We start from the raw sequence: 24,114 nt of genomic DNA, 5'->3' as shown, positions 1-24,114 counted from the left end.
GGCTGAACCGATGAAGGTAACCGAGAAGAAGCTGGCCGACGGCCATATCCGTTTGGAGGCCGTGGCGGCGTCGGCCGAGGTATCCCACGCCCTCGACCTGGCGGCCCAGGCGTTCGCCCAGCAGATGGGCGTGCGGCCCCAGGCGGGCAAGACCGCTGCCCAGGCCATCACCGAGCAGCTGGGCGTGAAGGACGTGGACGGCATGGTGGGCGCCCAGGCCATGGAGCTCTTGGCTCCCTTCGCCCTGGACAAGCGCAACCTGGTGCCGGCGTTTCCCCCGAAGACCGAAAGCAGCGAGCCGCTTCGCCGTGGCAAGCCGTTCAGCTTCAGCCTGACCGTTACCCCCAAGCCCGTCTACGAGCTGGAAGACTATAGCCCGCTGTCGCTGGCGCTGCCCGTGGTGGAAGTACCCCAGGAAGCCGTCGACCAGCAGCTGGCCCAGATGGCCGACAGCTACGCCAGCTTCGTGGCCAGCGACGAAGTGCATCCTTTGGGACGCGACGACGCGGCCAAGATCAGCTTGGCGGCTACCCGCGGCGGCGAGGAGATGAAGGGCCTGTCCACCGAAGGCCGCACCTACGTCATGGGCTTGGGCATGATGCCCCCGGCTTTCGACGACGAGCTTGTGGGCATGAACGTGGGGGACGAGAAGTCCTTCACTCTGACGCTGCCCGGCATGGATGAGGGCCAGGACAAGATCGAGTGCACCGTGAAGGTGCTCGAGTTGCAGCGCAAGGAGATCCCGGCGCTCGACGACCAGTTCGTGGCCAACTTCTTCCCTATGATGAAGGGCATCGACGCCCTGCGCGGCGCCATCGAGGACAGCATGCGCATGCAGCTTGAGCAGCAGCGTCACCAGATGGCCCTGCAGCAGGCCTCGCAGCAGGCGTCCATGCGCTTCAAGGGGCGCATTGCCGACGAGGTGTACGAGGCCATGCGCTCCACCCTCATGCAGCAGGCCCATATGCAGGCATCCCAGCAGGGCATGAGCTTCGAGCAGTTCATGGAAAGCCAAGGCGGCGAGCAGCAATTCGGCATGATGCTGATGCTGCAGGCGCGCCAGATGCTGGCCAGCGGCTATGCTCTGGATGCGGTGTTCCGCCACGAGAAGCTCTCCATCACCGACGACGACCTGATGGCCGCTGCGGCCCAGCTCAACCCCCAGGACCCGGCAGGTGCCAAGCGCCAGATGGAGGAGGCCGGCCAAGGCTTCGCCCTGCGCGAGATCGCCGAGCGCCAGAAAGCCAACGAGTACCTGGTCGCCCACGCCACGATAAAGGACATCAACCCGTCGGCCCCGGTTGCCGAGGTTGAGCAGGCTCAGGCCGAAGGCGGCTCCCCCGAAGACGCGAGCGCCGAGAGCGCGCCTGTGTCCGGCGAAGGCGAGAAGGCCGAGTAGATGGGGTCTGCTGAGCCGGTCGGTATGGTGTCGGTGGGGGTGGTGGCCCGCAACGAGGAGGCGAGCCTGCCCGGGCTTCTGGCCGACCTCGAGGCGCAGGCCTTCCCCCATGAGCGCATGGAGCTGTTGCTCGTGGATAGCGCTTCGACCGACGGAACCCGCCGTCTTATGGACGACTATGCCCGCGAAAACCCCGGCGCCTTCGCGCGCGTCGCGGTGCTGGACAACCCCAAGGTGTTTCAGGCTGCGGGCTGGAACCGAGCCTTGGCGGCCTACTCTGGCGATGTGTTCATTCGCATCGACGCCCATGCCTCGGTGCCGCCCGACTTCGTGGCGGCCAATGTGGGCGTGCTCGAAGGCGGCGAGGACGTATGCGGCGGCCCCAGGCCCACTGTATTGCGCAATCCCTCTGATTGGCAGAAGACCCTGCATTTGGCTGAGGAGTGCGCATTTGGTTCCAGTCCCGCTGCCTACCGCAACGGCGAGGCCGGCCGCGAGGTGCCCTCGTTGTTTCATGGTGCGTATCGCCGCTGCGTGACCGAGGCCGTGGGGCCCATGAACGAAGAGCTGCTGCGCACCGAGGACAACGACTGGAACTACCGCGTGCGCCAGGCGGGCTATCGGCTGTGGTTCGACCCGTCCATCAGGTCCGAGCAGTTCGCCCGTCCTACGCTGGCGAAGATGCTCAAGCAGAAATACGGCAACGGCTTCTGGGTGGGCCGCACGGTGTTCGTGCAGCCGAAGTGCCTGCAGCTGCACCATTTCGTGCCGCTGGCCTTCGTCCTGGGAGTCGTCCTCATGGCCGTGCTGGGTGCCGCGGTTTCGTGGGCTCCCTTCGCGGTGTGCGCGGCGCTGTACCTGCTTTTGTGCATCGTGCTTGCGGTGAAGGCCTGTGCCTCGTCGCCCGACGAGCGCAACTGGACGGCCGCGGCTTTGCCGTTCGTGTTCATGGGGATTCATCTCTCCTACGGGGTAGGTACGGTGGCAGGCTTGGTGTCGGGGCTGTTCAGGAAGCTATTCCCGAAGCGGCGCGTACAGGGTGCCTTGTAGGTGCAACGTGATTTCGGGCGGGAGGTTGTAAGTATGGTCGCCGAAGAGGGCGCAAAGATAGAGGTGGCAGACGAGGGCGTAAGCGACCTTCGCAAGCTGCAGCTGGTGGAGCTCTCCATCATGAAGGCGTTCGCCGCGTTCTGCGAGCAGGAGAACCTTCGCTACTACATGATCGGCGGCACGCTTCTGGGGGCTGTGCGCCACAAGGGCTTCATTCCCTGGGACGACGATGTGGACCTGTGCATGCCCCGGCCCGACTACGAGCGCTTCCTGGAGCTTGCTCCCGCGGCGCTGGCGGGCGCGGGCTTCACGGTGGAAAGCCTGTACTCCGACGATGCCTACCGCCATGGCATGGCCAAGGTGACCAGCCCCAAGATGCGCATCGTAAACCGAGCCGCCAACGCCGATCGGGTGGAGGACGCCTGGATCGACGTCATTCCCATGGACGGCTTCCCGTCGTCGGCGCCCGCCATCGCGGCCCACAAGGCGCGGCTCATGTTCTGGAAGGTCATGGACGCCACGGCTGACTTCGACTACGTGGTGGACACGAACCGCGACCGCGGGCTTGCCGGCAACGTGGCGCTGAAGTGCCTGCAGGGGTTCTGCCGGGTGGTGCGTCCCTACGGCAGCGACTACCACAAGGTGCTGCTGAAGACCGAGCGGGCGCTTAAGCGCTATCCCTACCAGGCCGGTGGGCGCACCATCAACCTGCATGCGGCTCGGGGCTTCACCGAGATTTTCGATGTGGACTGGTTCGGGGAGGGGGTGTCGCTGCCCTTCGAGAACGCCGAGTTCACGGCGCCGGGCAACTGGGAGGCCGTGCTCACCACCATTTACGGCCCCGACTACATGACCCCGCCTCCCGAAAGCGAGCGCAACGTCCACAACTCCGAAGTGCTCGCGGAAGAGTAGGCCGCCCCTCCGCTTCCGGCGAGCGCAGCTCCCTGGTCCCCGTCGCCCGGCTCCGCCGCCAGGTGGTCCCGCCGCCCGGCCGCTGCCTGACCCCGTCGTCCTCCCGCCCCCGAAGCCTTCGAATTCCGCATATCGGGCGTGTTGGTGCGGTTTTTCGCGCGAACCCGCCCGATATGCGGGATGCGAATGCAACGCTCGGGATCTGATTGGCATGCTTTCGTATCGAAGTATTCTGGAATTTGGTGCTCCTGCCGTTTGGGACAGGGGTGCTAGCGGAAAATGACTCGACAAGGAAAGACGCAGGCGAATTCCGTGTCCGAGAGGTAGTTGGTCGAGAATGCGTGCTGGTAGCCAAGGCAAACTGAACTCGATGGGGGGGGTCCTCCTCGTTGTTCCTGCCTATAACGAGGAAGAGTCCATCAGGGCGGTTGCAGCTCGTCTGACCGAATCTCCCTACGACTATCTCATCGTTAACGACGGGTCGACGGACCGAACCCCGCAGATTCTCGATGAAATCAACGCTCCGCATATCGACCTTGTCGAGAATCTCGGTATAGGCGGAGCCGTTCAAACGGGCTATATCTACGCGCTTTCCCATGGTTACGATGTCGCCGTCCAGTTTGATGGCGACGGACAGCATGATGTTTCCTATGTCGAAGACATCGTCTCCCCGCTAGCTGACGGCGTAGCCGATATCTGCGTCGGCTCTCGATTCGTGGGGGATGAGAGCGAGTTTCGTTCGAGCCGCGTTCGGCGTATGGGGATCAGCCTTCTCTCGGCCTCCCTCAAAGCTTCTACCGGTCAGACTATTCGGGATGTCACCTCGGGGTTTCGAGCGGTGAATCGACGGGCACTCGCCCTCTTCGTGAGAAGCTATCCCAGTGATTATCCCGAGCCGGAATCTCTGGCCTTCTCCCTTTCTCATGGTCTTGCTGTCAAGGAGGTTCCCGTTCGGATGCACGAGCGGGAGGGAGGCTCTTCGTCGATAAACGGGCTGAAGAGTTGCTACTACATGCTCAAGGTGGGGTTGTCCATCTTTGTCTTTGGACGGCGAAAGGGGACGCGATGACTCTCGATATAGGGCTGCGTATTTTCTTCGCGTTGCTATGCGTCGGCTTTCTGGCCTTCGTCTTCGCCATGATCCGCCGCGAGCGGTTTCTGCTGCGCTACTCTTTCTTCTGGTTGGCTTTGGGGTGCCTCGGACTGGTTGTGGACGTGTTTCCCGAACCAGCCTTGGCCTTGGCGCACTTCCTGGGCTTCGAGACCCTGGCTAATTTCCTGTTAGTGATAGGCATCGCGATTCTTGCTGCGGTCTGCCTCATGCTGTGCTCCGTCGTGTCGAAGCAGGCGCGCCGAATCGTTCGGCTGGTTCAGGAGGTCTCTTGCGTCAAGGCGGAGGTCGAGCACCTGAGCGGCTCTCGGGCGGTTGTTTCCGACGAGAAGGTACCGCGATGAGCGCTGCGACCACCGATGAGCGTCGCGAGGAGGGGGAGCGGCAAACGAGGTCTCAGCTGTGGCGCTACCTTGTGGTCGGCGGTTTTTCTGCAGCCATAGAGCTTGTCGTTTTCGAGCTTCTCTACTCGGCTATCGGGTTGTCTGTGGCCGTTTCGAACGTTGCCGCCCTTTTGCTGTCCACGGGGTTCAATTTCGCCATGAACGGTACTTACACGTTCAGGATTCGAAGCGGGTTTGCGAGATGCCTGGTTAAATACGTTGCCTTATTCGTTTTCGATACGCTCCTGTCCACCGCTATCGTGGCTTTCCTCATTCAGGCGGGCGCATGGTCCGTCGTCGCGAAAGCGGCCGCTATGTGCATCATCGTTCCATGGAACTTCTTCATGTATCGGAAGGCGGTGTTCGTTTAGATGGCGGCAGGAGATGTCGGGGTTGCCGAGCGCCGCAAGCGCTCGCACCGCATGGTTGTCTGGATGACGCAACAGCGGAACGTCTTGGTGCTGGCCGCCATTTTCGCCGCTGTCTACGTGTTGGGGATGGAGTACGGAATAAAGGGATACCTGACCCTGGGTCCGGCGGGGCTGGCGCTGCGCATCGCCATTATGAGTGCCGTTTTTACCGTTGTCGGAACCGCCGCGAGGACCCTCGGTCGTGCGTTCGCGGCAAAGGATCACCCGATTCTCTGCCGCGTGGCGCCAACGTGGAATCGTCGGTCCGTTCTCGTACGCGCGGCGGCGGTTCTGGCTGTGTGGGCAGTCTGGCTCGTCTGCTTCTACCCTGGCTCGATGGGGTGGGATACGTTCTACCAGATATACCAGTGGTATCCGGACAACCATCCCTTCACCGACAGCATAACCGGGCTGCCTGTCGAAGGGTATTTCCTCGACACCAACCCCTTCTTCGACACGCTTGTCTTTGGCCTGTTTGCCTACGGTAGCGACTTGCTTTTCGGCTGGCAGAACTATGGGGTGTTCGCCTACGTGACGCTTCAGGCTTTCGGGCTCGCCCTCATGGTCTCGGTTTTGCTTGCTTCGGTGGGGAAATGGACCGATTCCAAGACAGCGCGGGCTTGTGCCGGGGCGGCCCTGTTGTTCGTCGCGTTTTTCCCGCCCACGGGGATTTTCGCCGTAACCATGACCAAGGACTCCCTCTACGCCGTCTTCTTCCTGTGGTACCTGTACTTGTATGCCGAGGTCGCAAGAACGAAGGGAACCGCTCTGTCCCGACGCTGGTTCATTGTCGCCTTAACGGTTGCTTGCGTGCTGTGCTCGCTAACGAAGAAGACGGGAATCTACCTCGTGCTTCTGGGGGCTGTCGTGCTGCTCGTCGTTTTAAGGAAGCAATGGGTGCCCATCGCGGTGTCCGTTGCGCCAGCGGCCCTTGCGATGTGGTTCGTTCTGCCCGTTGTCGTATTCCCCGCGTTTGACGTGGTTCAAGGTTCTTCCTCGGAGGTATCGGCCATTGCCTGGCAGCAGACGGCACGCTATGTCACCGTCCACGGCGAGCAGGTTAGCCCTGAAGACCGCCAGGCTATCGACGATGTCCTGAGGTGGGATACGCTCGCCGAACGCTACGACCCGTTCTGCAACGACAACGTGAAGCAGCAGGCGGACTACGAGGCCACTCCGGAGCAGAAGGCTGCATACTGGAAGGTGTGGCTGCGGCAGGGGATGAGTGACCCCGTTTGCTACCTGGAGTCTATCGCTTGCACGGCGGCAGGCTACTTTGTCCCGTGCAAGACTATCTCAATCTACTCGAACACAGGCAGCCCCCTCTCCCATGAGAACACAAGGATATCGAATCCGGCATTCCTCGAACCACTCAGGCTCGGCGCGACGAACCTTTACTGGTGGCTTGCGGGCCAGGCGCCGACCAGCTGGTTGTTCATGATATGCCTGTACTCGTTCGTTATCCCGTCCCTATGCTTTGCGTTCTGCGTACGGCGTTTCAAGACGGCGCTCCTTGTTCTCGCTCCTATAGCGATTACCTTGTTGGTCTGCGTAGCCTCTCCCTATTCCACGGGCAGGTATGCGCTGCCCCTCTTCTTCGCGGCGCCCTATTTGATCGCGCTTTGCTCGTGTCGATGGGAGGAGGCGCGACGATGATTTCCTACGTGGCTTCGGTCTTTTTCCTCTGCTGCTCCCTGATGGGCTGGTCGGTTCTGTGCCGTCGGATTTCCCGCCTGGCTCCTGCGCTTTGCCCGGTCGTTGCGCTCTCGTTTTTGGACCTGGCGGTTTTTTTGTCGGGATTGGTCGACTGTCTGTCTCAATCGAGTTGGCTTTTGCACGGTGTCGGCATTGCTCTTCTGCTGGCTGCAGCCGCGGTGCCTTCGTGGCGCCAGCGGGCAGCTGCCTTTCTGAGAAATCCTGGCATCCTGTTTTTTCTAGCTCTCTTCTGGTTGCTTGCCTTTGCCTGCAAGGATTTGACCTACGTCTACTACGATGAGTTCTCCCACTGGGGGTCCATCGTGAAGGACATGTTTGCCACCGGATGCTTCCCCGCTGACGGATCCATTGTCTCGCGGGTGGGCTCATTTGTGAACTACCCTCCCGCGTCGGCTTCGTTCATCTACTTCGTCGACGTGCTGGTCGGTTATACGGAAGGGCATACCATTTTCGCCCAGAACATTCTGGTTGTAGCGGCTCTCTGCGCGCTTTGGGCGCCTTTCGAAGGGCGACTTTGCGGAAAGCGGGAGGCTGCCAGGAATATCCTATGCACACTGCTTGCGCTTTCGGCCATGCTGTTCATGACGCCTGTTATCAGGATAACGAGCGTGCTCGTCGATGCGCTGCTGGGGCTGCTGTTCGTCTCTTCGGTGCTGATACTGCTTTCCCGCGAAGGAGGGCTTCCGAGGCTTTTGCTTTGCGGTTCGCTGCCGGTGCTGGTGTGCTCCTTCGTCAAAGATAACGGAAAGATATTCTTAGCGCTGTTTCTGCTGCTGGGAACCTATCTCCTGGTTCGAGGGCTGCGCAATTGCCGTAACGGTCGTCGAGACGTTATCGGACCAATTTGTGCCATGCTGGTTCCCGTGGCTCTCTTTCTGGTTTTCAGCGTGTTTTGGAACGCTCATGTGGACGGCGCTTTTGCGGCGGGCTACGAAAGCGGGAAATTCTCGGTGACTGCCGATCGTTTCCAGGGTGCCCCCATGGATGACCTGTCGGTTGTGGCGCTTCGCGTGCTGGTCGATGCGTTTGCTTCCGATGCGACGCGGGTTGTCGTGTTCTGGGGGCTGAATGCGGCGTGTTTCGGCACCATTGTTCTCTGCCGGGTTCGAAGATCTCCAGCGTTATTCTTGGAGCGGTGCGCGGCGGTGGCCAACGCAACGGTGCTGGCGACGGTGCTTGCGCTGGTCGTTCTTTATACATACTTCATGCCTCCGTCGGAAACGGTTGGCAGCCTGGGTGGCTTCGATAGGTATTACGGGACGGCTCTCCTCGTGTTTGCATGCCTGTCGACCCGAGGGTTGATATGGTGCTGCCTGAGAGAAACGTCCGAACGGCCCAGCGGGCACGAGGTCCGCGTCGGGGTGCATCTCGTCGAGGACCGGCTTCACAGGATAGCGCCGGTGCTGATCGGAGTCGTCCTGTGCTGCTCGCTTGTGCCTAATGCGATATCGCTTATCGTCGATAGTCCCTACGGAAGTCGGGGGCCGGAAGGATACTCCGAGGGTCGGCGACCTGTTTCCTCGGTCCTGGGAGAGGGTTGCACCATTCCCCCCAACAGTACGGTGGCATGTTTCGTGGACGCTCCGTCCGGCCTCGCCTATTTCGTGGCACTGTACGAGACGGAGGGAGCTGTGGTTCAGCTGACCTCGCAGGACGAACCAGCTGCGGCCACCGGAGCGCTCGAACGGTGCCAGTACCTTGCGTTCCTGGGCGAGGACTGGGATGCGTTCGAAGCGTTCATAGGGGAGTGTGGCGCCTCGTTTACCGAACCGCCGAACCCCGATCGGCGGTGTTTCCGGATCTCCGTCGAGGATGGGGGGATGAGGCTGGCGCCGGTATAAGGGTTGCATCTTGCGTTGTCGACATATCAACGCCCCGCATATTTGCCAATCGGTGGTTTAGGATGCCTCGTGCGCCCGAATGATGCCGGAAGTCGCTCGGCCCAATCGCGGCGAAGTAGGCCGTGGCGCTACAGAGTGTGCACTGCTTGAGTGCGTTTTTGTGTTAATATTGCACTCAAGTAGTGCAATATGGGAGGCGGTGAGCCGATGCAGCGGCTTTTCGAAACGATGCAGCGCATGGTGGATGGAGTCCCTACCGGCTTCAAGCGATATCTTTATCCGCAGATAAATTGGGAAAACAAGATGCTTGGCCTGGTTGGGCCGCGGGGTGTGGGGAAGACCACCCTCTTCCTCCAGCGCATCAAGGAGCGCGGTTCTGCCGAGAAGCCGCTCTTTGTTTCCGCCGACAACCTCTACTTCGCGGATCATACGCTCTACGACACGGCCGAAGGGTTCCTCAAGATGGGAGGGACCCATTTCTTCATCGACGAAGTCCACAAGTACCCCGGTTGGTCCCGGGAGCTCAAGATGATGTACGACATGCTTCCGGGCCTGCATGTTTTTTTCACGGGCTCGTCGGTGCTTGATATCGAGAAGGGCGAGGCCGACTTGAGCCGGCGTGCCCCGCGTTACTTGTTGCAGGGGCTGTCATTCCGAGAATATCTGGCTATGCGCCATGGAATAGAGATGGAGCCGTTGTCCCTTGACGAGATACTGGGACAGCAGGCGCTCTTGCCCGGGATCGACCACCCTCTGCCTCTTTTCCATGATTACCTGCGGACAGGCTATTATCCGTTCGGCGTAGACCCTGATTTCGATATGGAGCTGGGGCAAGTGGTGGTGCGAACCCTCGAGGTCGACATCCCTTCCTTTGCCTCCATGACGGTCTCGACAGGGCGGAAGCTCCGGAAGCTCATGGCGTACGTGAGCGTCCTTTCGCCGTTCAAGCCCAATTTCGCTCAGCTAGCCGGTCAGGTCGGCGTGAGCCGCAACAACGTGGAGGAGTATCTTCTGCTCATGGAGAAAGCCGGCATGATCGCCCAGTTGCGGACGAAGGTTACGGGGCTGAACTCGCTCGGCAAGGTGGAGAAGGTCTATCTGGACAACACCAACATTCTGTACGGTCTCAGTGACGGCTCCGAGAACGTGGGTTCTGTACGGGAGACGTTCTTCTTCAACCAGATGCGTGTGAACCACAAAGTGACCGCCTCTCCTTTGGCCGACTTCGAGATCAACGGCATCACCTTCGAAGTGGGCGGTCGAAGCAAAGGGCAGCGCCAGCTCGCGGGGGCCGCACGTGGTGTGGTGGTGAAGGACGACATCGAATATGGGTTCGGCAACACAGTGCCCCTGTGGGCGTTCGGGCTGACCTACTGATAGTTCCCGACGGACGCTTCTGAATCCCGCATAACCGCATGCTCGCAAGCCTCTCTTGCGCCAATCTGTCGATTGTGCGGGATTGGGCGGGTCACGGCTGTGCCGTGCGGGGCGCTTTTGCCTGCTGCCGCTGTGGAATTCGACCTTGCGGCGAAGAATTGCGTTAACATACGTTGTTATCGAAAAAACCAGGACGGACGGTGCTCCCGTGCGTTCTGCGCATTCGGGCGGACGACGGAAGGGCAGTTAGCATGGCCATTGCAGAGGAAGTAGCGGCGCTGCGCGACAGCACGCTGGCGGCGGTTGCGGGAGCGGCGGACACGTCTGCGCTCGAGCAGGTGCGCGTGGCGGTTCTGGGCAAGTCCGGGACGCTCACGGCGTATCTGCGCCAGATGGGGCAGGTGCCGAAGGAGGAGCGGGCGGCTGTTGGCAAGGCCGTCAACGATGCGCGCGTGGCGGTGGAGGAGGCCCTGGCGAAGGCCAAGGAGTCCCTGGCTGCCGCCGAGCTGGAGGCGGCCATCGACGCCGCGGCCGTGGACGTGACGCTGCCCGGGCGTGCCCAGCAGATGGGCACGCGCCATCTGATCAGCCGTATCACCGACGAGATTGCCGAGGTGTTCTTGGGGTTGGGCTACACCGTGGCCAGCGGCCCGGAGGTGGAGACCGACTACTACAACTTCACGGCCCTGAACGCCCCGGCCGACCACCCCAGCCGTTCCATGCAGGACACCTTCTACGTGCGCGACCTGTCCGGAGACGAGGCGGCGGTGCGTGGCGAGTCCGACGTGCTGCTGCGCACCCAGACCTCCGGCGTGCAGGTGCATGCCATGGAGGACCAGCCTCTGCCCATCTACATCATAGCCCCGGGCAAGGTGTACCGCCGCGACGTGGCCGACCCCAGCCACTTGCCCCAGTTCCATCAGATCGAGGGCTTGGTGGTGGACGAGGGTATCACCTTCGGAGACCTGAAGGGCACTCTCGACTACTTCTGCAAGGCCATCTTCGGGCCTGAGCGCAAGACCCGCTTCCGCGCCCATTACTTCCCGTTCACCGAGCCCTCGGCCGAGGTGGACGTGAGCTGCGCGGTGTGCCACGGCGAAGGCTGCCGCATGTGCAAGGGCACCGGGTGGCTGGAGCTTCTGGGCTGCGGCATGGTGGACCCCAACGTGCTTTCCATGTCGGGCATCGATCCCGAGAAGTACTCCGGGTTCGCCTTCGGCATGGGGGTCGAGCGGGCCGCTTGCCTGAAGTACAACGTGCCCGACCTGCGCATGCTCCTGGAAGGCGACATGCGCTTCCTCCGTCAGTTCTAGTTCCGCGGCCCGCGCAAGAGCAAGAGAGAGACAGATATCATGAGAGTATCGTTGAAGTGGCTTTCCGAATACGTGGCGGTGCCGAAGGATACGAAGGCGTTCTGCGACAAGCTTGACCTGACGGGTACCGGCGTCGAGGGCGTGGAGACCGTGGGCGAGGGGCTTGGCGGCGTGGTGGTGGGCTTCGTAGAAACCTGCGAGCCGCATCCCGACAGCGACCACATGCACGTGGTGACCGTGGACGTGGGCGCCGGCGACCTGGTTCAGATCGTATGCGGCGCCCCCAACATCGCCGCCGGCATCAAGGTGCCCGTGGCCTGCGTGGGCGCGGTGCTGCCCGGCGACTTCGCCATCAAGAAGAGCAAGCTGCGCGGCGTTACCAGCTGCGGCATGTGCTGTTCGAAGCGCGAGCTGGGCTTCGGCGCCGACCACAGCGGCATCTGGGTGCTTCCCGAAGACGCGCCGGTGGGCATGGCGATCGCCGAGTACCTGGGCCTAGGCGACACCGTGCTCGACCTGGAGATAACCCCGAACCGCCCCGATTGCCTGTCCATGGTGGGCATGGCGCGCGAGGTGGGCGCCATGTACCAGGAGGACGCAAAGAACCCGCTTGGGGCCATGGCCGCCAAGCTTGCGGACGTGACGGCTGGTGCGCCTGTGGCCGATACGGTCTCCATCGACATCATGGATGCCGACCGCTGCCCGCGCTACACCGCCCGCATTATCGACAACGTGAAGGTGGGGCCCAGCCCCGAATGGCTGGTCGAGCGCGTGACGGCCGCCGGGTGCCGCTCCATCAACAACGTGGTGGACGTCACGAACTACATCATGTTCCTGTTCGGCCAGCCCCTGCATGCCTTCGATGCGGACCGTCTGGCCGAGCCCGACGGGTCGGTGCGCATCGTGGTTCGTCCGGCTGCCGACGGCGAGCGCTTCACCACGCTGGACGGCCAGGAGCGCGTGCTTAGCGCCGACACCACCGTCATCGCCACCCCCGAACGCGCCGTGGCCCTGGCCGGCGTCATGGGCGGTCTTGAGACCGAGGTGGAGGACGGCACCACCTGCGTGCTGCTGGAGGCTGCCGCTTTCAACCGCTCGCACACCTCGCGCACCAGCCGCAACCTGGGATTGATCAGCGAATCGTCCATGCGTTACGAGCGCGGCGTGGACGACAACCCGGTGGAGGAGATCTCGCAGGCTGCCGCGGCGCTTCTGGCCGAGGTGTCCGGCGGCACCGTGCGCCCGGGCGTGGTGGACGTCTGGGAAAGCCGCACCATGCCGGCCGAGCTGACGTTCCGCATTTCGCGCTTCAACGCCATGATGGGGGCGAGCATTCCCGCCGAGTTCATCGTAGACATCCTGGGCCGTCTGGGCTGCAAGGTGTCGGCTACTAGCGACCCCGCGGTGCTTTCGGTGGTAGCCCCGACGTTCCGTCCCGACCTGGAGCGCGAGATCGACCTTTACGAAGAGGTGCTGCGCCTGTGGGGCATGGACCGCATCGAGCCTACGCTGCCCGGCGGTCGCGGGCGCGTGGGCACCCGCTCTGCGCGCGAGCACGTGGTGGACGTGGTCAACCACACCCTGCGCGCCAGCGGCATGAACGAAACTATGACCTATTCCTTCGCCGAGCCGGGCGATATGGACCGCCTGCGCATGACCGGCGAGGAGGCCGGCAGCGCGGTGGAGCTTCTGAACCCGCTGAACTCCGAGCAGTCGGTGATGCGTCGCAGCATCATCCCCGGGCTTCTGCGCTCCGTGGCCTACAACCAGAGCCGCGGCGTGGCGAATGTGCAGCTCTACGAGGTAGGCACCGTGTTCTTCGCCCGCGAGGGCAAGAAGAGCCCCAAGGAGCGTACCTACGTGGCCGGCGTGCTGGCCGGCGCTATGGGGCAGGAGGGCTGGAACGCCCGCCCCGAAGCCTTCGACTTCTTCGACGCCAAGGGTGTTGTGGAAAGCCTCGCCCGCGAGCTGGCGCTGCCGAAGCTGCGCTTCAAAGCGCTCGCTGCCGACGAGGCGCCGTGGCTGCAGCCGGGCCGTGCCGCCCAGGTGCTTTCCGGCGGCACGGTGCTCGGTTGGGTGGGCGAGTTGCATCCCCTGGCCGTGGCCGCCTTCGAGGCCCAGGCTCCCGTGGCCGCCTTCGAGCTTACGCTGGACGCCCTGCAGAAGAGCGCCCGTCCTGCTCGCGACTACGTGGAGGTGCCCACCTTCCCGGCCGTGAGCGTGGACGTGGCTTTCGTGGTGGACGAAGGCGCCAGCCACGAGAAACTGATGCAGTGCATGAGCAGCGCCGGCGGTAAGCTTTTGGAGGATGCGCGTTTGTTCGACGTCTACCGCGACGATGCGCGCGTGGGGGCCGGCAAGAAGTCCATGGCCTACGCGCTCACCTACCGTGCCGCCGACCGCACTCTGTCCGGCGACGAGGTGGAGCGGGCCCACGAGCGCCTGGTCAAGAAGGTGAGCGCCGCCACGGGTGCCGAGGTGCGCGGCTAGACGACGGCGCCGTCTGCGGGCGGCGGCTGGCGAGATTCGTTCGGGGCGGTGCCGGTGCGCGCCGCCCTTCTTCAGGAAGGAAGCGAAGTCCATGTACGACGGCGAAGGGCGTCCGGGCCGCAACGACGAGTGCTGGTGCGGTAGCGGCAAGAAGTACAAGAAGTGCCACCTGGCCGAGGACGACCGGCTGCAGGCGCTCTACGAGGCCGGCTTCGAGGTGCCGGCCCGCGGGCTGTTGAAGACGGCGGAGGATGTGGAGGGTATCAAGCGCTCGGCCGCCATCAACGTGGGCGTGCTCGACATGGTGGGGCAGCGCATCGGCCCCGGCGTGACCACCGAGGAGATCGACCGGTGGATCTACGACTACACCATCGAGCACGGGGCCGTTCCCGCCGATTTGGACTACGAGGGCTACCCCAAGAGCGTATGCACCTCCATCAACGAGGTGGTCTGCCACGGCATCCCCTCGCCTGACGACGTGCTGAAGGAGGGCGACATCGTCAACGTGGACTGCTCCACCATTTTGGACGGATACTTCTCCGACAGCTCGCGCATGTTCTGCATCGGCGAGGTGTCGCCCGAGCGCCGGCGCCTGGTGGAGGAGACGAAGCGCGCCATGGAGGCCGGTCTTGCGGCCGTGAAGCCCTGGGGGCTTCTGGGGGATGTGGGCGCGGCGGTGAACGAGTACGCGAAAGCCCAGGGCTACACCGTGGTGCGCGAGTTCGGCGGCCACGGCATCGGGCTGGAGTTCCACGAGGACCCGTTCGTGAGCCACGTGTCCGAACCGGGCACGGGCATGGTTCTGGCGCCGGGCATGGTGTTCACCATCGAGCCCATGGTCAACGCCGGCGGCTGCGAGATCGACATGTCCGACCCCAACGGCTGGACCGTCCGCACCGCCGACGGCTCCGACACCGCCCAATGGGAGATTCAGGTCCTGGTAACCGAAGACGGCGCCGAAGTGCTGTCCTGGTAGGAGCGCCGCCGCCGGCGTTGGCCGACGAGACCGCCGCCGCAGGGGCTACCTTACGCCGTCGTGTGCAGGCGCGACTTCCTCGCCGTATTCGTAGACGGCGTCGCTTGGCAGGTCGATTTCGTCGTTCCAGAACACGCAGGTCCGGCTTTGGTCGAGCTGGACCTGGCCGAAAAGCCCCGGGACGGTTTCAAGCGGGGCGTAGGCGGGGATATCCCGCACATCTTCCGCAACGTCGTAGAGGACGACTCTGCCGTCGTCGAAGGATACCCTCAGTTTCAGGGGCAAGACCGGATCGATATGCTTGATGCGTCGGATGGCCATGCGGTTACTCCAGCGGAGGAAGCTTCTCGATGGTCTGGGTGTCCCACATCCTCTGAAGCTGGTCGGCGTGCAGCCCAAGCCATTCCGTGACCAAAGCCTGGGCCTTCTGGGGAAGGTCGCCCTCCGTCATCTCGAGCGTCCTCAGGTTGAACTCACCTACGTACTCTCCGTAAAGGGCGTGAATATGGCTGGGCTCGTGTTCCTTCGGCTTGAAGAACATCTTAATGACTATCCCGTAAAAGCGGCTGATCTCGGGCACGACGCCTCCCTCGGTTGCGTTTTGCCCAGTATAGCATCCAGATGCCACTGTGGTTTCGGAAGGCGCGGCACCTGCGGCCACCTGGTGCTGCTTCGAGCGGGCTTTTCTTTCGCGGAAGACTGTTCTTGCCGCAGGTGTAAGCGATGTGCGATATACTGTCGTGCTAAAGTTGCGGTTTGCGAGACGGGCAAGGGGTGACTAGCCTTCGGAACCAGGGGCTTGCCGCACAAGGAAGCATGGGATGAGTTATGGGTATGAGAAAGATTGTGCAGGGGGGGGGCTCTCTCTAACGCCTCTCTTCTAGGGTCTTGCGGCTCGGGTGAAACAGAACGCGCCAATATTTCGGCGCTTGGACAACGAGCCAATTTCTTGAGACGATTCGTTATAGCGTGTGTCGCAGCTGCGTGCGCCAGTGTGGTGTGCCTTGCATTCGCCGGTTGTAGCGCCGGGTCTGCTGCCTTGGACGGGGCGCAGGAAGAGGCGCCTGAGGAGCCGATTGCGGTTGCTGATGATTTTGGCTTGGATGCAAGCGTCACCGTAAACGGTTTGACCGTCGACTATCCGTCGGAGTGGAAAACCCAGCCTGACACGAATATGGGCGATAAGGGCGTCGAGGCAGTCGACATCCTAGCTGGTACATACGGTATCGTCGGCATCATGGCGTCTCCTGCCCCATCCGAATCGGGGAATTTCGAGAGCGAAACGGAGGCGGCCGCCCAAGAGATTGTCGAAAAATACCGAAGTGACGAAAACTATCAGTTTGTATCTGCCTTGGAGGAAGCCAATATAGGGGCCGCTCGCAACTGGGGTGCGCGCATTCTCTATCAGGAAAAAAACCGGGGCTTTTTTAAACTAGTGTTTAGCGATGGCTGGGTTTGGACCATCGTGGCTTTTGGTGAGGTAGGCAAGAACAGCTACGAATACCAGCAGCTCGAGGCCATCACGAATAGCTTCAGGATCGAGAAAGGCTCCCCTGTTGGCGCTTCCGTGGAGTACGGGGAAGGAGAAGTCGTCGACTATAAGCTAGTCGATTTCGGCAATGGCGGCGCCTTGAAGATAAAGGAGCCGACCATGCCCGAAGGGGAGCGTATTACCGGTTGGGAGGTGGAGGGCGACAGCAAGGCTGCTGTCGAGCGCCGAGACGGCTATATCGTGCTAACTGGTGCGACGAAAGACGTGAAGCTTACCCCGGAAATCCAGCATGCGATGCGTGTCACGTTTGAGGACGGGGCGGGGAACGTCCTCGCCGAGGTGCCCGCATTCAGCGCCTCGGAAATTAAGGCTCCTGACGATCCGGAATGGGAGGGCTACGAGTTTGCCGGCTGGGACACCGACCTTTCGACCATTGTTGAAGATGCAACGGTGAAGGCGATGTGGAAGAAACTTTGCAAAGTGACGTTCACCGATGGCAACGGCAGCGAAATTCAGAGTTCGTACGTCAAAGAGGGCGAGGCTGCAGAGGCGCCGAAGAGCCCCAAAATGGATGGCATGGATTTCGTCGGTTGGGACGTGGATTTCTCCAGTGTAACCGAAGATCTCACGGTGAACGCCACATGGAAGGCCAAGCCTACGACTAGCCAAAGCAACGCGGTTCGGACAGCTAAAGACTACATCAAGTACATGCCGTTTTCCTATACCGGCCTGATCGGGCAGCTGGAGTACGAAGGCTACTCCACGGAAGACGCAACCTACGGGGCCGACAACTGCGGCGCCGATTGGTACGAGCAGGCGGCTAAGAGCGCCCAGGACTACCTTGTTTTCATGGGGTTCTCCCGTAGCGGCCTCATAGACCAGCTCCAATACGAAGGCTACACCTACGACCAAGCCGTCTACGGCGTGGACTCGGTTGGGCTGTAAAGGTTGCTTCTGGAATGGGACAGAACGAGTGTGGGGAGGAACGAGGGACGTCGTTGATGGAATGTCCGGGATGCGGGAAAGAGATTTCGGATAAAACGGGTGCGTGTATACACTGCGGGGCGGTTATTGAAAGGCTACCGGAATCCAAGAGGTGCCCTGAGTGCGGGGCGATTGCGGAAGAGGGGGCTGCATTATGTGGGAAGTGCGGCTACCCTTTCGAGAAAACGACAGACGCGGAATCTGAGAAAAAGGCCGCTGTGGGTCCTCATCGAGAGTCATCTGGAGCGCTTGTTAAGGCTCTGATTGCCGTTATCGCTCTCGTAGCGCTTCTCGTTGCTAGTTATCTGGTCTACGAGAACATACAAGCACAAAACAAAGAGAAGCAGATGGCGGAGGCCAGGGCCTCCTACGCATCGAAGTATGAGGCTGTCGCTTACAGCATGCTAGAGGGCGCCGTTACCGCGGAAGAATGCGGCAACCTTATCAAAAGCGTTTGGTACAACACCATTTTCGAGGAAGAGGACGAGGAGACGGACAAATTCACGCAGACAAAAGGAAAGTTCAACGAGGATTTCAATACATCCATCGCTGCTTTGTTCGCCGATGACGATTTTTCGAAGAAGGTGGCTGCCGTGGAATCGAACAAGGCTGCCGTCGATTCCATGATGAAGGATCTTCGGAATCCTCCCGATGAATGGAAGGAAGCCTATGACGAGCTCAAAGAGTACTACGATGCATACGCTGATTTAATCAAAATGGCTGTTAGCCCTAGTGGGTCTTTACAAACATATTCCGAGGACTTTAGCGAAACGGACTCCGAAGCCGCCAAGTGCTTTGACAAGGTGAAGCAGTTCTTTGGGTAACCGCTGTCGCGAAATGCCGCTAGAAGGAGAAGCGTCCTGTTGCGATCAGGGCGTTTCTCCGGATTCGCTCTACAAGAAAAAACCGAATCGCCTTCTACGTCATCGACAACGTGCAACTTTCTGCGGCTGGAGCGCGTTCGTTGCCCTTCTTCAACCTCAACGGAGTCGTGGCGGGTTGCATCTGGCGTTGCCGCCCGCGGTTGTAGGTGGTACACTTGTTCGCCTATCCGGCGGGACCTTCGGGGCTCTCGCCGCAATGCGAACGGAGGGCCGTGCCAATGTCCAGCCACTTGAAGAACATCGAGGGCATGCAGATGGAAGGGAAGCTTCCCGAGGTGCGCCTGGCCAACACGCCTTTCCGCGTGATGGCGCCCTACGAGCCCTCGGGCGACCAGTCCCAGGCCATAGAGAAGCTGGCCCGCGGCATCGAGGAGGGCCTGCGCTACCAGACGCTTCTGGGTGTCACCGGGTCCGGCAAGACCTTCACCATGGCCAAGACCATCGAGGCGGTGCAGAAGCCTACGCTGGTCATGGCGCCGAACAAGACCCTGGCCGCCCAGCTTGCCGCCGAGCTCAAGGAGTTCTTCCCGGATAACTCGGTGGTCTACTTCGTCAGCTACTACGACTACTACCAGCCGGAAGCCTACGTGCCCTCGTCGGACACCTTCATCGAGAAGGACGCCTCCATCAACGAGGAGGTGGAGAAGCTGCGCCATGCGGCCACGAGCGCGCTTCTGTCCCGGCGCGACTGCATCGTGGTAGCGTCGGTCAGCTGTATCTACGGCATCGGCAGCCCTATGGACTACGCAGGCATGGCGGTGTTTCTGGACAAGCAGAAGGAAATGGACCGCGACCAGGTCATTCACGAGCTCATCGACATCCAGTACGACCGCAACGACTACGAGCTCAAGCGCGGCACCTTCCGCGTGCGCGGCGACGCGCTGGACATCTTCCCGCCCTACGCCGACAACCCGGTGCGCGTGGAGTTCTGGGGTGACGAGATCGAGCGCATCGCAGAGGTGAGCTTCGTCACCGGCGAGGAGCTGGCCGACTTCGAGGCACTGCCCATCTGGCCCGCCTCCCACTACGTCACCGCCCGCCCGAAGATGGACCGGGCCCTTACTACCATCCGCGACGAGCTGCGAGACCGCCTGCAGCAGTTCAACGAGGAAGGCAAGCTCCTGGAGGCCCAGCGCTTGGAAATGCGCGTGCAGTACGATCTGGAGATGCTTGAGACCATGGGTTTCTGCAGCGGCATCGAGAATTACTCGCGCCATTTGGACGGCCGGCAGCCAGGCGAGCCGCCCTACACGCTCATCGACTACTTCCCGGACGATTTCCTGTGCATCATCGACGAATCCCACGTCACGGTGCCCCAGATCCGCGGTATGCACGAAGGCGACCGCTCCCGCAAGGTCACGCTGGCTGAGCACGGGTTTCGCCTGCCCAGCTGCCTGGACAACCGTCCCCTTCGCTTCGACGAGTTCGAGGAGCGCATCCCGCAGTTCGTCTACGTGTCGGCCACCCCGGGCGACTACGAGGAGAAGGTGAGCCAGCAGCAGGTGGAGCAGGTGATTCGCCCTACGGGCCTGCTGGACCCCCAGATCATATTGCGCAGCAGCGCCAGCCAGATAGACGACATCATCGACGAGGCCAAGGAGCGCGCCGCCCGCGAGGAGCGCGTGCTCATCACCACCCTTACGAAGAAGATGGCCGAGGACTTGACCGACCACCTGCTCGACCAGGGGGTGCGCGCCCGTTACATGCACTCCGACATAGGAACGCTGGAGCGCGTGGACATCCTGCGCGATTTGCGCCTGGGCAAGTTCGACGTGCTGGTGGGCATCAACTTGCTGCGCGAGGGCCTGGACCTGCCCGAGGTGTCGCTGGTGGCCATCCTGGACGCCGACAAAGAGGGCTTCCTGCGCAACCACCGCAGCCTTATCCAGACCATCGGCCGCGCGGCGCGTAACGTGTCGGGCCAGGTGATCATGTACGCCGACAAGACCACCGACTCCATGGACCGCGCCATCAAGGAGACCGCGCGGCGCCGGCGCATCCAGGAGGCCTACAACGCCGAGCACGGCATAGAGCCCAAGACCATCCGCAAGGCTATCAACGACATCATGAGCTACGTGACCGACGAGATGGGGTCGACCACCGCCGAGCAGGTGAACCGCGAGTTGGCCGAGCTGTCGCGCGAAGAGGTGCTGCGCATCATCGGTTCCATGGAAGACGACATGGCCGAGGCCGCGCGCACCATGGACTTCGAGGAAGCCGCCCGCCTGCGCGACCAGGTGGTGAAGCTGCGCGCCAGCTTCGAGGGGGCGCCGGAACAGGACGTGCTGGCCAGCCTGAAGAAGACGGCCCGCAAGAAGACGAAGATGCCCGGGCGCGTGTAGGGCGCCCGCCTGCCGCCTGCCGGCGGACGGTCTCCCCGTTCGCGCCCGAAGAAGGGCGTGCCGGCGACGGGGCGGCACGGCTTATCGTCGCGGCCTGGGCGAGGGTCCCTCCGGGCAGGCCGCTTTCCAGTGCGGGCGGCGGTCGGCTTTCCGTTTGTGCGCCGCGCTGGCTTGCGGCTTTCGCCCGCAGCGGCCAGAGCGGCGCGCCAAGGGTTGGAAGGATTGTCGAAAGCCTGAAAGAAAACTGAAAAAAGGTTCATTGATGTGGTCATTTATGCTGTTTATATGCAACGGCGGAGGCTTTGTCGACAAACGGTGTCGCAATGGGCAAAATGTATACGAAAAGGCTAGGCTTTCTAGGGATTGCTGCGCTTTCGGGTCTTGGCGGTCCGTCTAGCCGAGTCTATGGTACAAGAGAAGGGATTGCTTCTATGAAGAATCTTCGCCGTTTGAAGGTCGCCGGCCTGACGGCCATGGCGGTCGCCCTTGGCGGGTGCCTGTACGCCTGCGGGGGCAACAATGGTGGCGATGGTGGCGATGGTATCGAGAACACCTCACAGGGCACTGCGGCTACGGTTTCCGTGGAGGTCAACGGGGTTTCCAAGAGTGGCGTGGTGGGCGAGAAGGCCGTAACCGACTACGTGGCCGACTTCCGCACCGATACCGGTTTGGAGTCCGACGAGGCGTGGGCCGAGTGGATGGTCACCAACGGCTACACCCCCGAGACGGTGCGCGACGACGTGGTGAACTACTACGTGCGCGAGCTGCTGCTCGACTACGCTGCCGAGGCCTACAACGTCTCCGTGACCGACGAAGAGGTGGCCGAGCAGCTGGATCTGGCTAAGTCGCAGTTCGAGTCCGACGAGGCATGGGCTGCCGCCCTCGAGGCCTCAAACCTGACCGAAGAGACCTACATGGAAGAGGTTATTCGCCCCAACCTGCTGCAGCAGAAGCTGTCTGCCGAGCTGGAGGCCCAGGAGAGCGCCGGCGCCGAGCCCGTTGACGAGGACGCTCAGGTTCTCGAGCTTGCCAACGCCAATGCCGACTACATCGACGGCGCGAAGCGCTCCAGCCATATCCTGTTCCTGACCAAGGACGAGAACGGCAACGATCTGTCTGCCGAGCAGAAGGCTGAGCTGCGCGAAGAGGCCGAGGACCTGCTCGCCCAGCTGCAGGCCGGCGAGATCGAGTTCGCCGACGCTGCCGCCCAGCACTCCGACGACAGCTCCTCCACCAGCGGTGGCGATGTGGGCTACGACAAGCTGGGCGGCGGCTTTGTGACTGCTTACCAGGACGCCCTTGACGAGCTGTCCGTGGGCGAGATGAGCGGCGTGGTGGAGACCGACTACGGCTACCACATCATCCTGTGCACCGACGAGCTTTCCGTGCCTGCCGGCGGCTACACCTCTGTCGATCAGATTCCCGCCGACCTGCTGTCCTCGCTGCAGGGTCAGGTGAACAGCAGTGCTTCGACCTTCGACTTCTACACCTGGTTCGCGAACCTGCAGGAGGCCGCCGTCATCGAGATCTCTCCGATGCCCGAGGGACTGCCCTATGACATCGACCTGTCCGCCTACAACGTGTCCTCCGCCGACGACGTGACCCTGACGGCGCCCGAGACCCCCGACGACACCACCACCCAGGGCGAGCCAGCTCAAACCGAGGGCCCTGAGCCCGCGGCCGACGGCGAGCCGAAGGCTGATGGCTCCGAGCCTGCGGATAGCGCCGGTCCAGATGCGGCTGACGAAGATGCCGCTGCCAACGGTGCCGGTGCCCAGGGCAACGCTGGCACCAACAACCAGTAAGCCCAATCGGCTTCGGCTTTCGAGCCCGGCTGCGAATCGAACCCGAGCGTCCCGCTGCTGTGTCGGCGGGACGCTTTTCTATTCGCGCGTGCGAAGGCTTTGGTACAATAGCGAGCCGCGCATGCCGCCGGCGCCGATCCCGGCCTCGGCAGAGGGCGCGGCGCCAACCAACGTATCCCAGAGAGGTTTTCCATGGCTGACTACATAGAGGGCAAGCGCCCGGTTATCGAGGCGTTCCGCGTGGGAGTGCCTCTGAAGCGCATACTCATCGGCGATTTCGTGAAGCGCGACCCCATGATCGAGGATATCATGCGCAAGGCTCGTCGCTTCGACGTGCCTGTGAAGATGGTTCCGCGCAAGACTTTGGACGACCTGTCGGCCCGGGGCAGCCATCAGGGAGTGGCGGCCGAAGCGGCTCCGTTTCCCTATGTGGGCATCGGTGAGATTATAGACGCGGCCCAGGGGAAAGCTGAATCCTGCGACGGGGCTGCTCTGGTGGTGCTGTGCGATCACATCACCGATGCCGGCAACTTCGGAGCCATCGCCCGCAGCGCCGAGGCAGTAGGGGCGGTGGGCCTGGTGGTGCCCAACAAGCGCTCCGCCCGCGTGGAGGCCTCCACCTACAAGAGCTCCGCTGGCGCCATTGCCCATATGCCCGTGGCCCAGGTGTCGAACATGGTGCAGTCGATCGGCCGCCTGAAGGAGGCCGGCTTCTGGGTAGTGGCCGCCACCGAGCATGCCGAGCCCGTGGCCTGGGACGTGAACATGAAGGGCAAGATCGCGCTCGTGCTGGGCAACGAGCAGGAGGGCGTCTCGCGGTTGGTGCTCGAGCACTGCGACCTGTTCGCACGGCTGCCCATGAAAGGCGACATCGAGTCGCTCAACGTGGCCCAGTCCGCCACGGCCCTCATGTACTTCTGGCTTCAGCAGAACTCCTAGGGCCGTCCCCATGACACGCCAGCGGAAGCGGCTGCTCATCGTCGACGGCTACAATGTGCTGCGCAGCGGCAGCCGATACCGTCTGAGCAGCAGCGAGGACTACACCGACGATGCGTTCAACAGCGCTCGCGACCGCCTCATCGACGACGTGGTGAGTCTGGCCGGGCGCGATAGCAGCGCTATCATCGTGTTCGACGGCGCCGGCAACCAGTTCTCAACTGGCCAGCCCACGGTGGTGGGCGGCGTGCGCATCGTGTTCAGCCCGGCGGGGCAGTCGGCGGACAAGGTGATCGAGAAGCTGGCGCGCGATGCGCGGGAGCGCGGCGTGGAAACCATGGTGGTGACCAGCGATGCCTCCATCCAGAACACCGTGTTCGGCTACGGCGTGGACCGCATGAGCGCCGACGGGTTCTCCCGCGAGGTGGACTCCTACTACGAGCAGGCGAAGCTGGACGATTCGCCGAAGGTGGCAGTCAAAAACACTCTGGCCGAGCGCATCAGCCCCGAGGCTCTGGCGAAGTTGAGGGCGCTGCGAGATTCCTGATTCTCCGTTTGCGGTTGGGGGGCACATGGCGCAGGGGTCCGTGCTCGGACAGTCCTGGGCTCGCGCCCGAACGCTTCGCGTTCCGCGCTCGTGCGGAACTGCGCGCGGACCCCTGCACCATGTGCCCGTGCAGCTCACATGAAGCT

20 protein-coding genes are annotated in these 24,114 nt (G+C 62.3%); 18 read left to right on the top strand and 2 right to left on the bottom strand.

From position 1 onward, the window contains the following. Positions 1-10: 10 nt before the first annotated feature. The 12 genes from tig to map all read left to right on the top strand — a co-directional run bounded on the left by tig (position 11) and on the right by map (position 14,978). On the top strand, positions 11-1,399 hold the full coding sequence (tig, locus tag NFR41_RS08980) for a trigger factor (protein ID WP_251231578.1): 1,389 nt from the start codon (positions 11-13) through the stop codon (positions 1,397-1,399). Continuing rightward, on the top strand, positions 1,400-2,449 hold the full coding sequence (locus NFR41_RS08975; protein ID WP_251231577.1) for a glycosyltransferase family 2 protein: 1,050 nt from the start codon (positions 1,400-1,402) through the stop codon (positions 2,447-2,449). Between the two features lie 33 nt (positions 2,450-2,482). Then, positions 2,483-3,361, top strand: coding sequence for a LicD family protein (locus tag NFR41_RS08970; RefSeq protein ID WP_251231576.1), 879 nt, complete (start codon positions 2,483-2,485; stop codon positions 3,359-3,361). Positions 3,362-3,731: 370 nt separating this feature from the next. Beyond that, a complete protein-coding gene (locus NFR41_RS08965; protein ID WP_251231575.1) occupies positions 3,732-4,430 on the top strand; it encodes a glycosyltransferase family 2 protein in 699 nt (232 codons plus the stop codon). Next, entirely contained in the window at positions 4,427-4,816 is a 390-nt protein-coding gene (locus NFR41_RS08960; RefSeq protein WP_251231574.1) for a DUF2304 domain-containing protein, read from the top strand. The genes NFR41_RS08965 and NFR41_RS08960 overlap by 4 nt, the downstream gene beginning before the upstream one ends. Further along, on the top strand, positions 4,813-5,226 hold the full coding sequence (locus NFR41_RS08955) for a GtrA family protein (protein ID WP_251231573.1): 414 nt from the start codon (positions 4,813-4,815) through the stop codon (positions 5,224-5,226). Before NFR41_RS08960 ends, NFR41_RS08955 begins: the two co-directional genes overlap by 4 nt. Next, positions 5,227-6,921 (top strand): DUF6020 family protein, encoded by a 1,695-nt coding sequence (locus NFR41_RS08950; protein WP_251231572.1) that lies wholly within the window; start codon positions 5,227-5,229, stop codon positions 6,919-6,921. 668 nt (positions 6,922-7,589) lie between these two features. Beyond that, positions 7,590-8,822, top strand: coding sequence for a hypothetical protein (locus tag NFR41_RS08945; protein WP_251231571.1), 1,233 nt, complete (start codon positions 7,590-7,592; stop codon positions 8,820-8,822). A 189-nt stretch (positions 8,823-9,011) separates the two neighbouring features. Then, positions 9,012-10,199: an ATP-binding protein gene (locus NFR41_RS08940; protein WP_251231570.1), complete on the top strand. Its 1,188-nt coding sequence runs from the start codon at positions 9,012-9,014 to the stop codon at positions 10,197-10,199. Between the two features lie 251 nt (positions 10,200-10,450). Further along, a complete protein-coding gene (gene pheS, locus NFR41_RS08935) occupies positions 10,451-11,512 on the top strand; it encodes a phenylalanine--tRNA ligase subunit alpha (protein ID WP_251231569.1) in 1,062 nt (353 codons plus the stop codon). Between the two features lie 39 nt (positions 11,513-11,551). After that, positions 11,552-14,002 (top strand): phenylalanine--tRNA ligase subunit beta, encoded by a 2,451-nt coding sequence (gene pheT, locus NFR41_RS08930; protein WP_251231568.1) that lies wholly within the window; start codon positions 11,552-11,554, stop codon positions 14,000-14,002. Positions 14,003-14,093: 91 nt separating this feature from the next. Further along, positions 14,094-14,978 carry a type I methionyl aminopeptidase gene (map, locus tag NFR41_RS08925; protein ID WP_160212836.1) on the top strand — a complete coding sequence of 295 codons (885 nt, stop codon included), beginning with the start codon at positions 14,094-14,096 and terminating at the stop codon, positions 14,976-14,978. 45 nt (positions 14,979-15,023) lie between these two features. Here map and NFR41_RS08920 read toward each other — a convergent pair whose 3' ends face one another. Then, entirely contained in the window at positions 15,024-15,299 is a 276-nt protein-coding gene (locus tag NFR41_RS08920; RefSeq protein ID WP_160212835.1) for a DUF2442 domain-containing protein, read from the bottom strand. Positions 15,300-15,303: 4 nt separating this feature from the next. Beyond that, positions 15,304-15,558, bottom strand: a complete 255-nt coding sequence (locus NFR41_RS08915; protein WP_251231567.1) for a DUF4160 domain-containing protein — start codon at positions 15,556-15,558, stop codon at positions 15,304-15,306. Between the two features lie 369 nt (positions 15,559-15,927). Between NFR41_RS08915 and NFR41_RS08910 the strand changes: the two genes are divergently transcribed. The 6 genes from NFR41_RS08910 (at position 15,928) to NFR41_RS08885 (ending at position 23,968) form a co-directional block, all read left to right on the top strand. Continuing rightward, entirely contained in the window at positions 15,928-17,415 is a 1,488-nt protein-coding gene (locus NFR41_RS08910; RefSeq protein WP_251231566.1) for an Ltp family lipoprotein, read from the top strand. A gap of 14 nt (positions 17,416-17,429) precedes the next feature. After that, a complete protein-coding gene (locus tag NFR41_RS08905) occupies positions 17,430-18,278 on the top strand; it encodes a zinc ribbon domain-containing protein (protein ID WP_251231565.1) in 849 nt (282 codons plus the stop codon). A gap of 278 nt (positions 18,279-18,556) precedes the next feature. Continuing rightward, positions 18,557-20,680 (top strand): excinuclease ABC subunit UvrB, encoded by a 2,124-nt coding sequence (uvrB, locus tag NFR41_RS08900; RefSeq protein ID WP_285833871.1) that lies wholly within the window; start codon positions 18,557-18,559, stop codon positions 20,678-20,680. Positions 20,681-21,111: 431 nt separating this feature from the next. Then, on the top strand, positions 21,112-22,485 hold the full coding sequence (locus tag NFR41_RS08895; protein ID WP_251231564.1) for a peptidylprolyl isomerase: 1,374 nt from the start codon (positions 21,112-21,114) through the stop codon (positions 22,483-22,485). Between the two features lie 192 nt (positions 22,486-22,677). Beyond that, on the top strand, positions 22,678-23,424 hold the full coding sequence (gene rlmB, locus NFR41_RS08890; RefSeq protein ID WP_160212829.1) for a 23S rRNA (guanosine(2251)-2'-O)-methyltransferase RlmB: 747 nt from the start codon (positions 22,678-22,680) through the stop codon (positions 23,422-23,424). A gap of 10 nt (positions 23,425-23,434) precedes the next feature. Then, positions 23,435-23,968 (top strand): NYN domain-containing protein, encoded by a 534-nt coding sequence (locus NFR41_RS08885; protein ID WP_251231563.1) that lies wholly within the window; start codon positions 23,435-23,437, stop codon positions 23,966-23,968. The last annotated feature ends 146 nt before the right edge of the window (positions 23,969-24,114 follow it).

Source organism: Adlercreutzia aquisgranensis (genome assembly GCF_943193145.1).
GTDB lineage: Bacteria > Actinomycetota > Coriobacteriia > Coriobacteriales > Eggerthellaceae > Xiamenia > Xiamenia aquisgranensis.
This window is presented reverse-complemented; position numbering and strand designations above follow the sequence as displayed.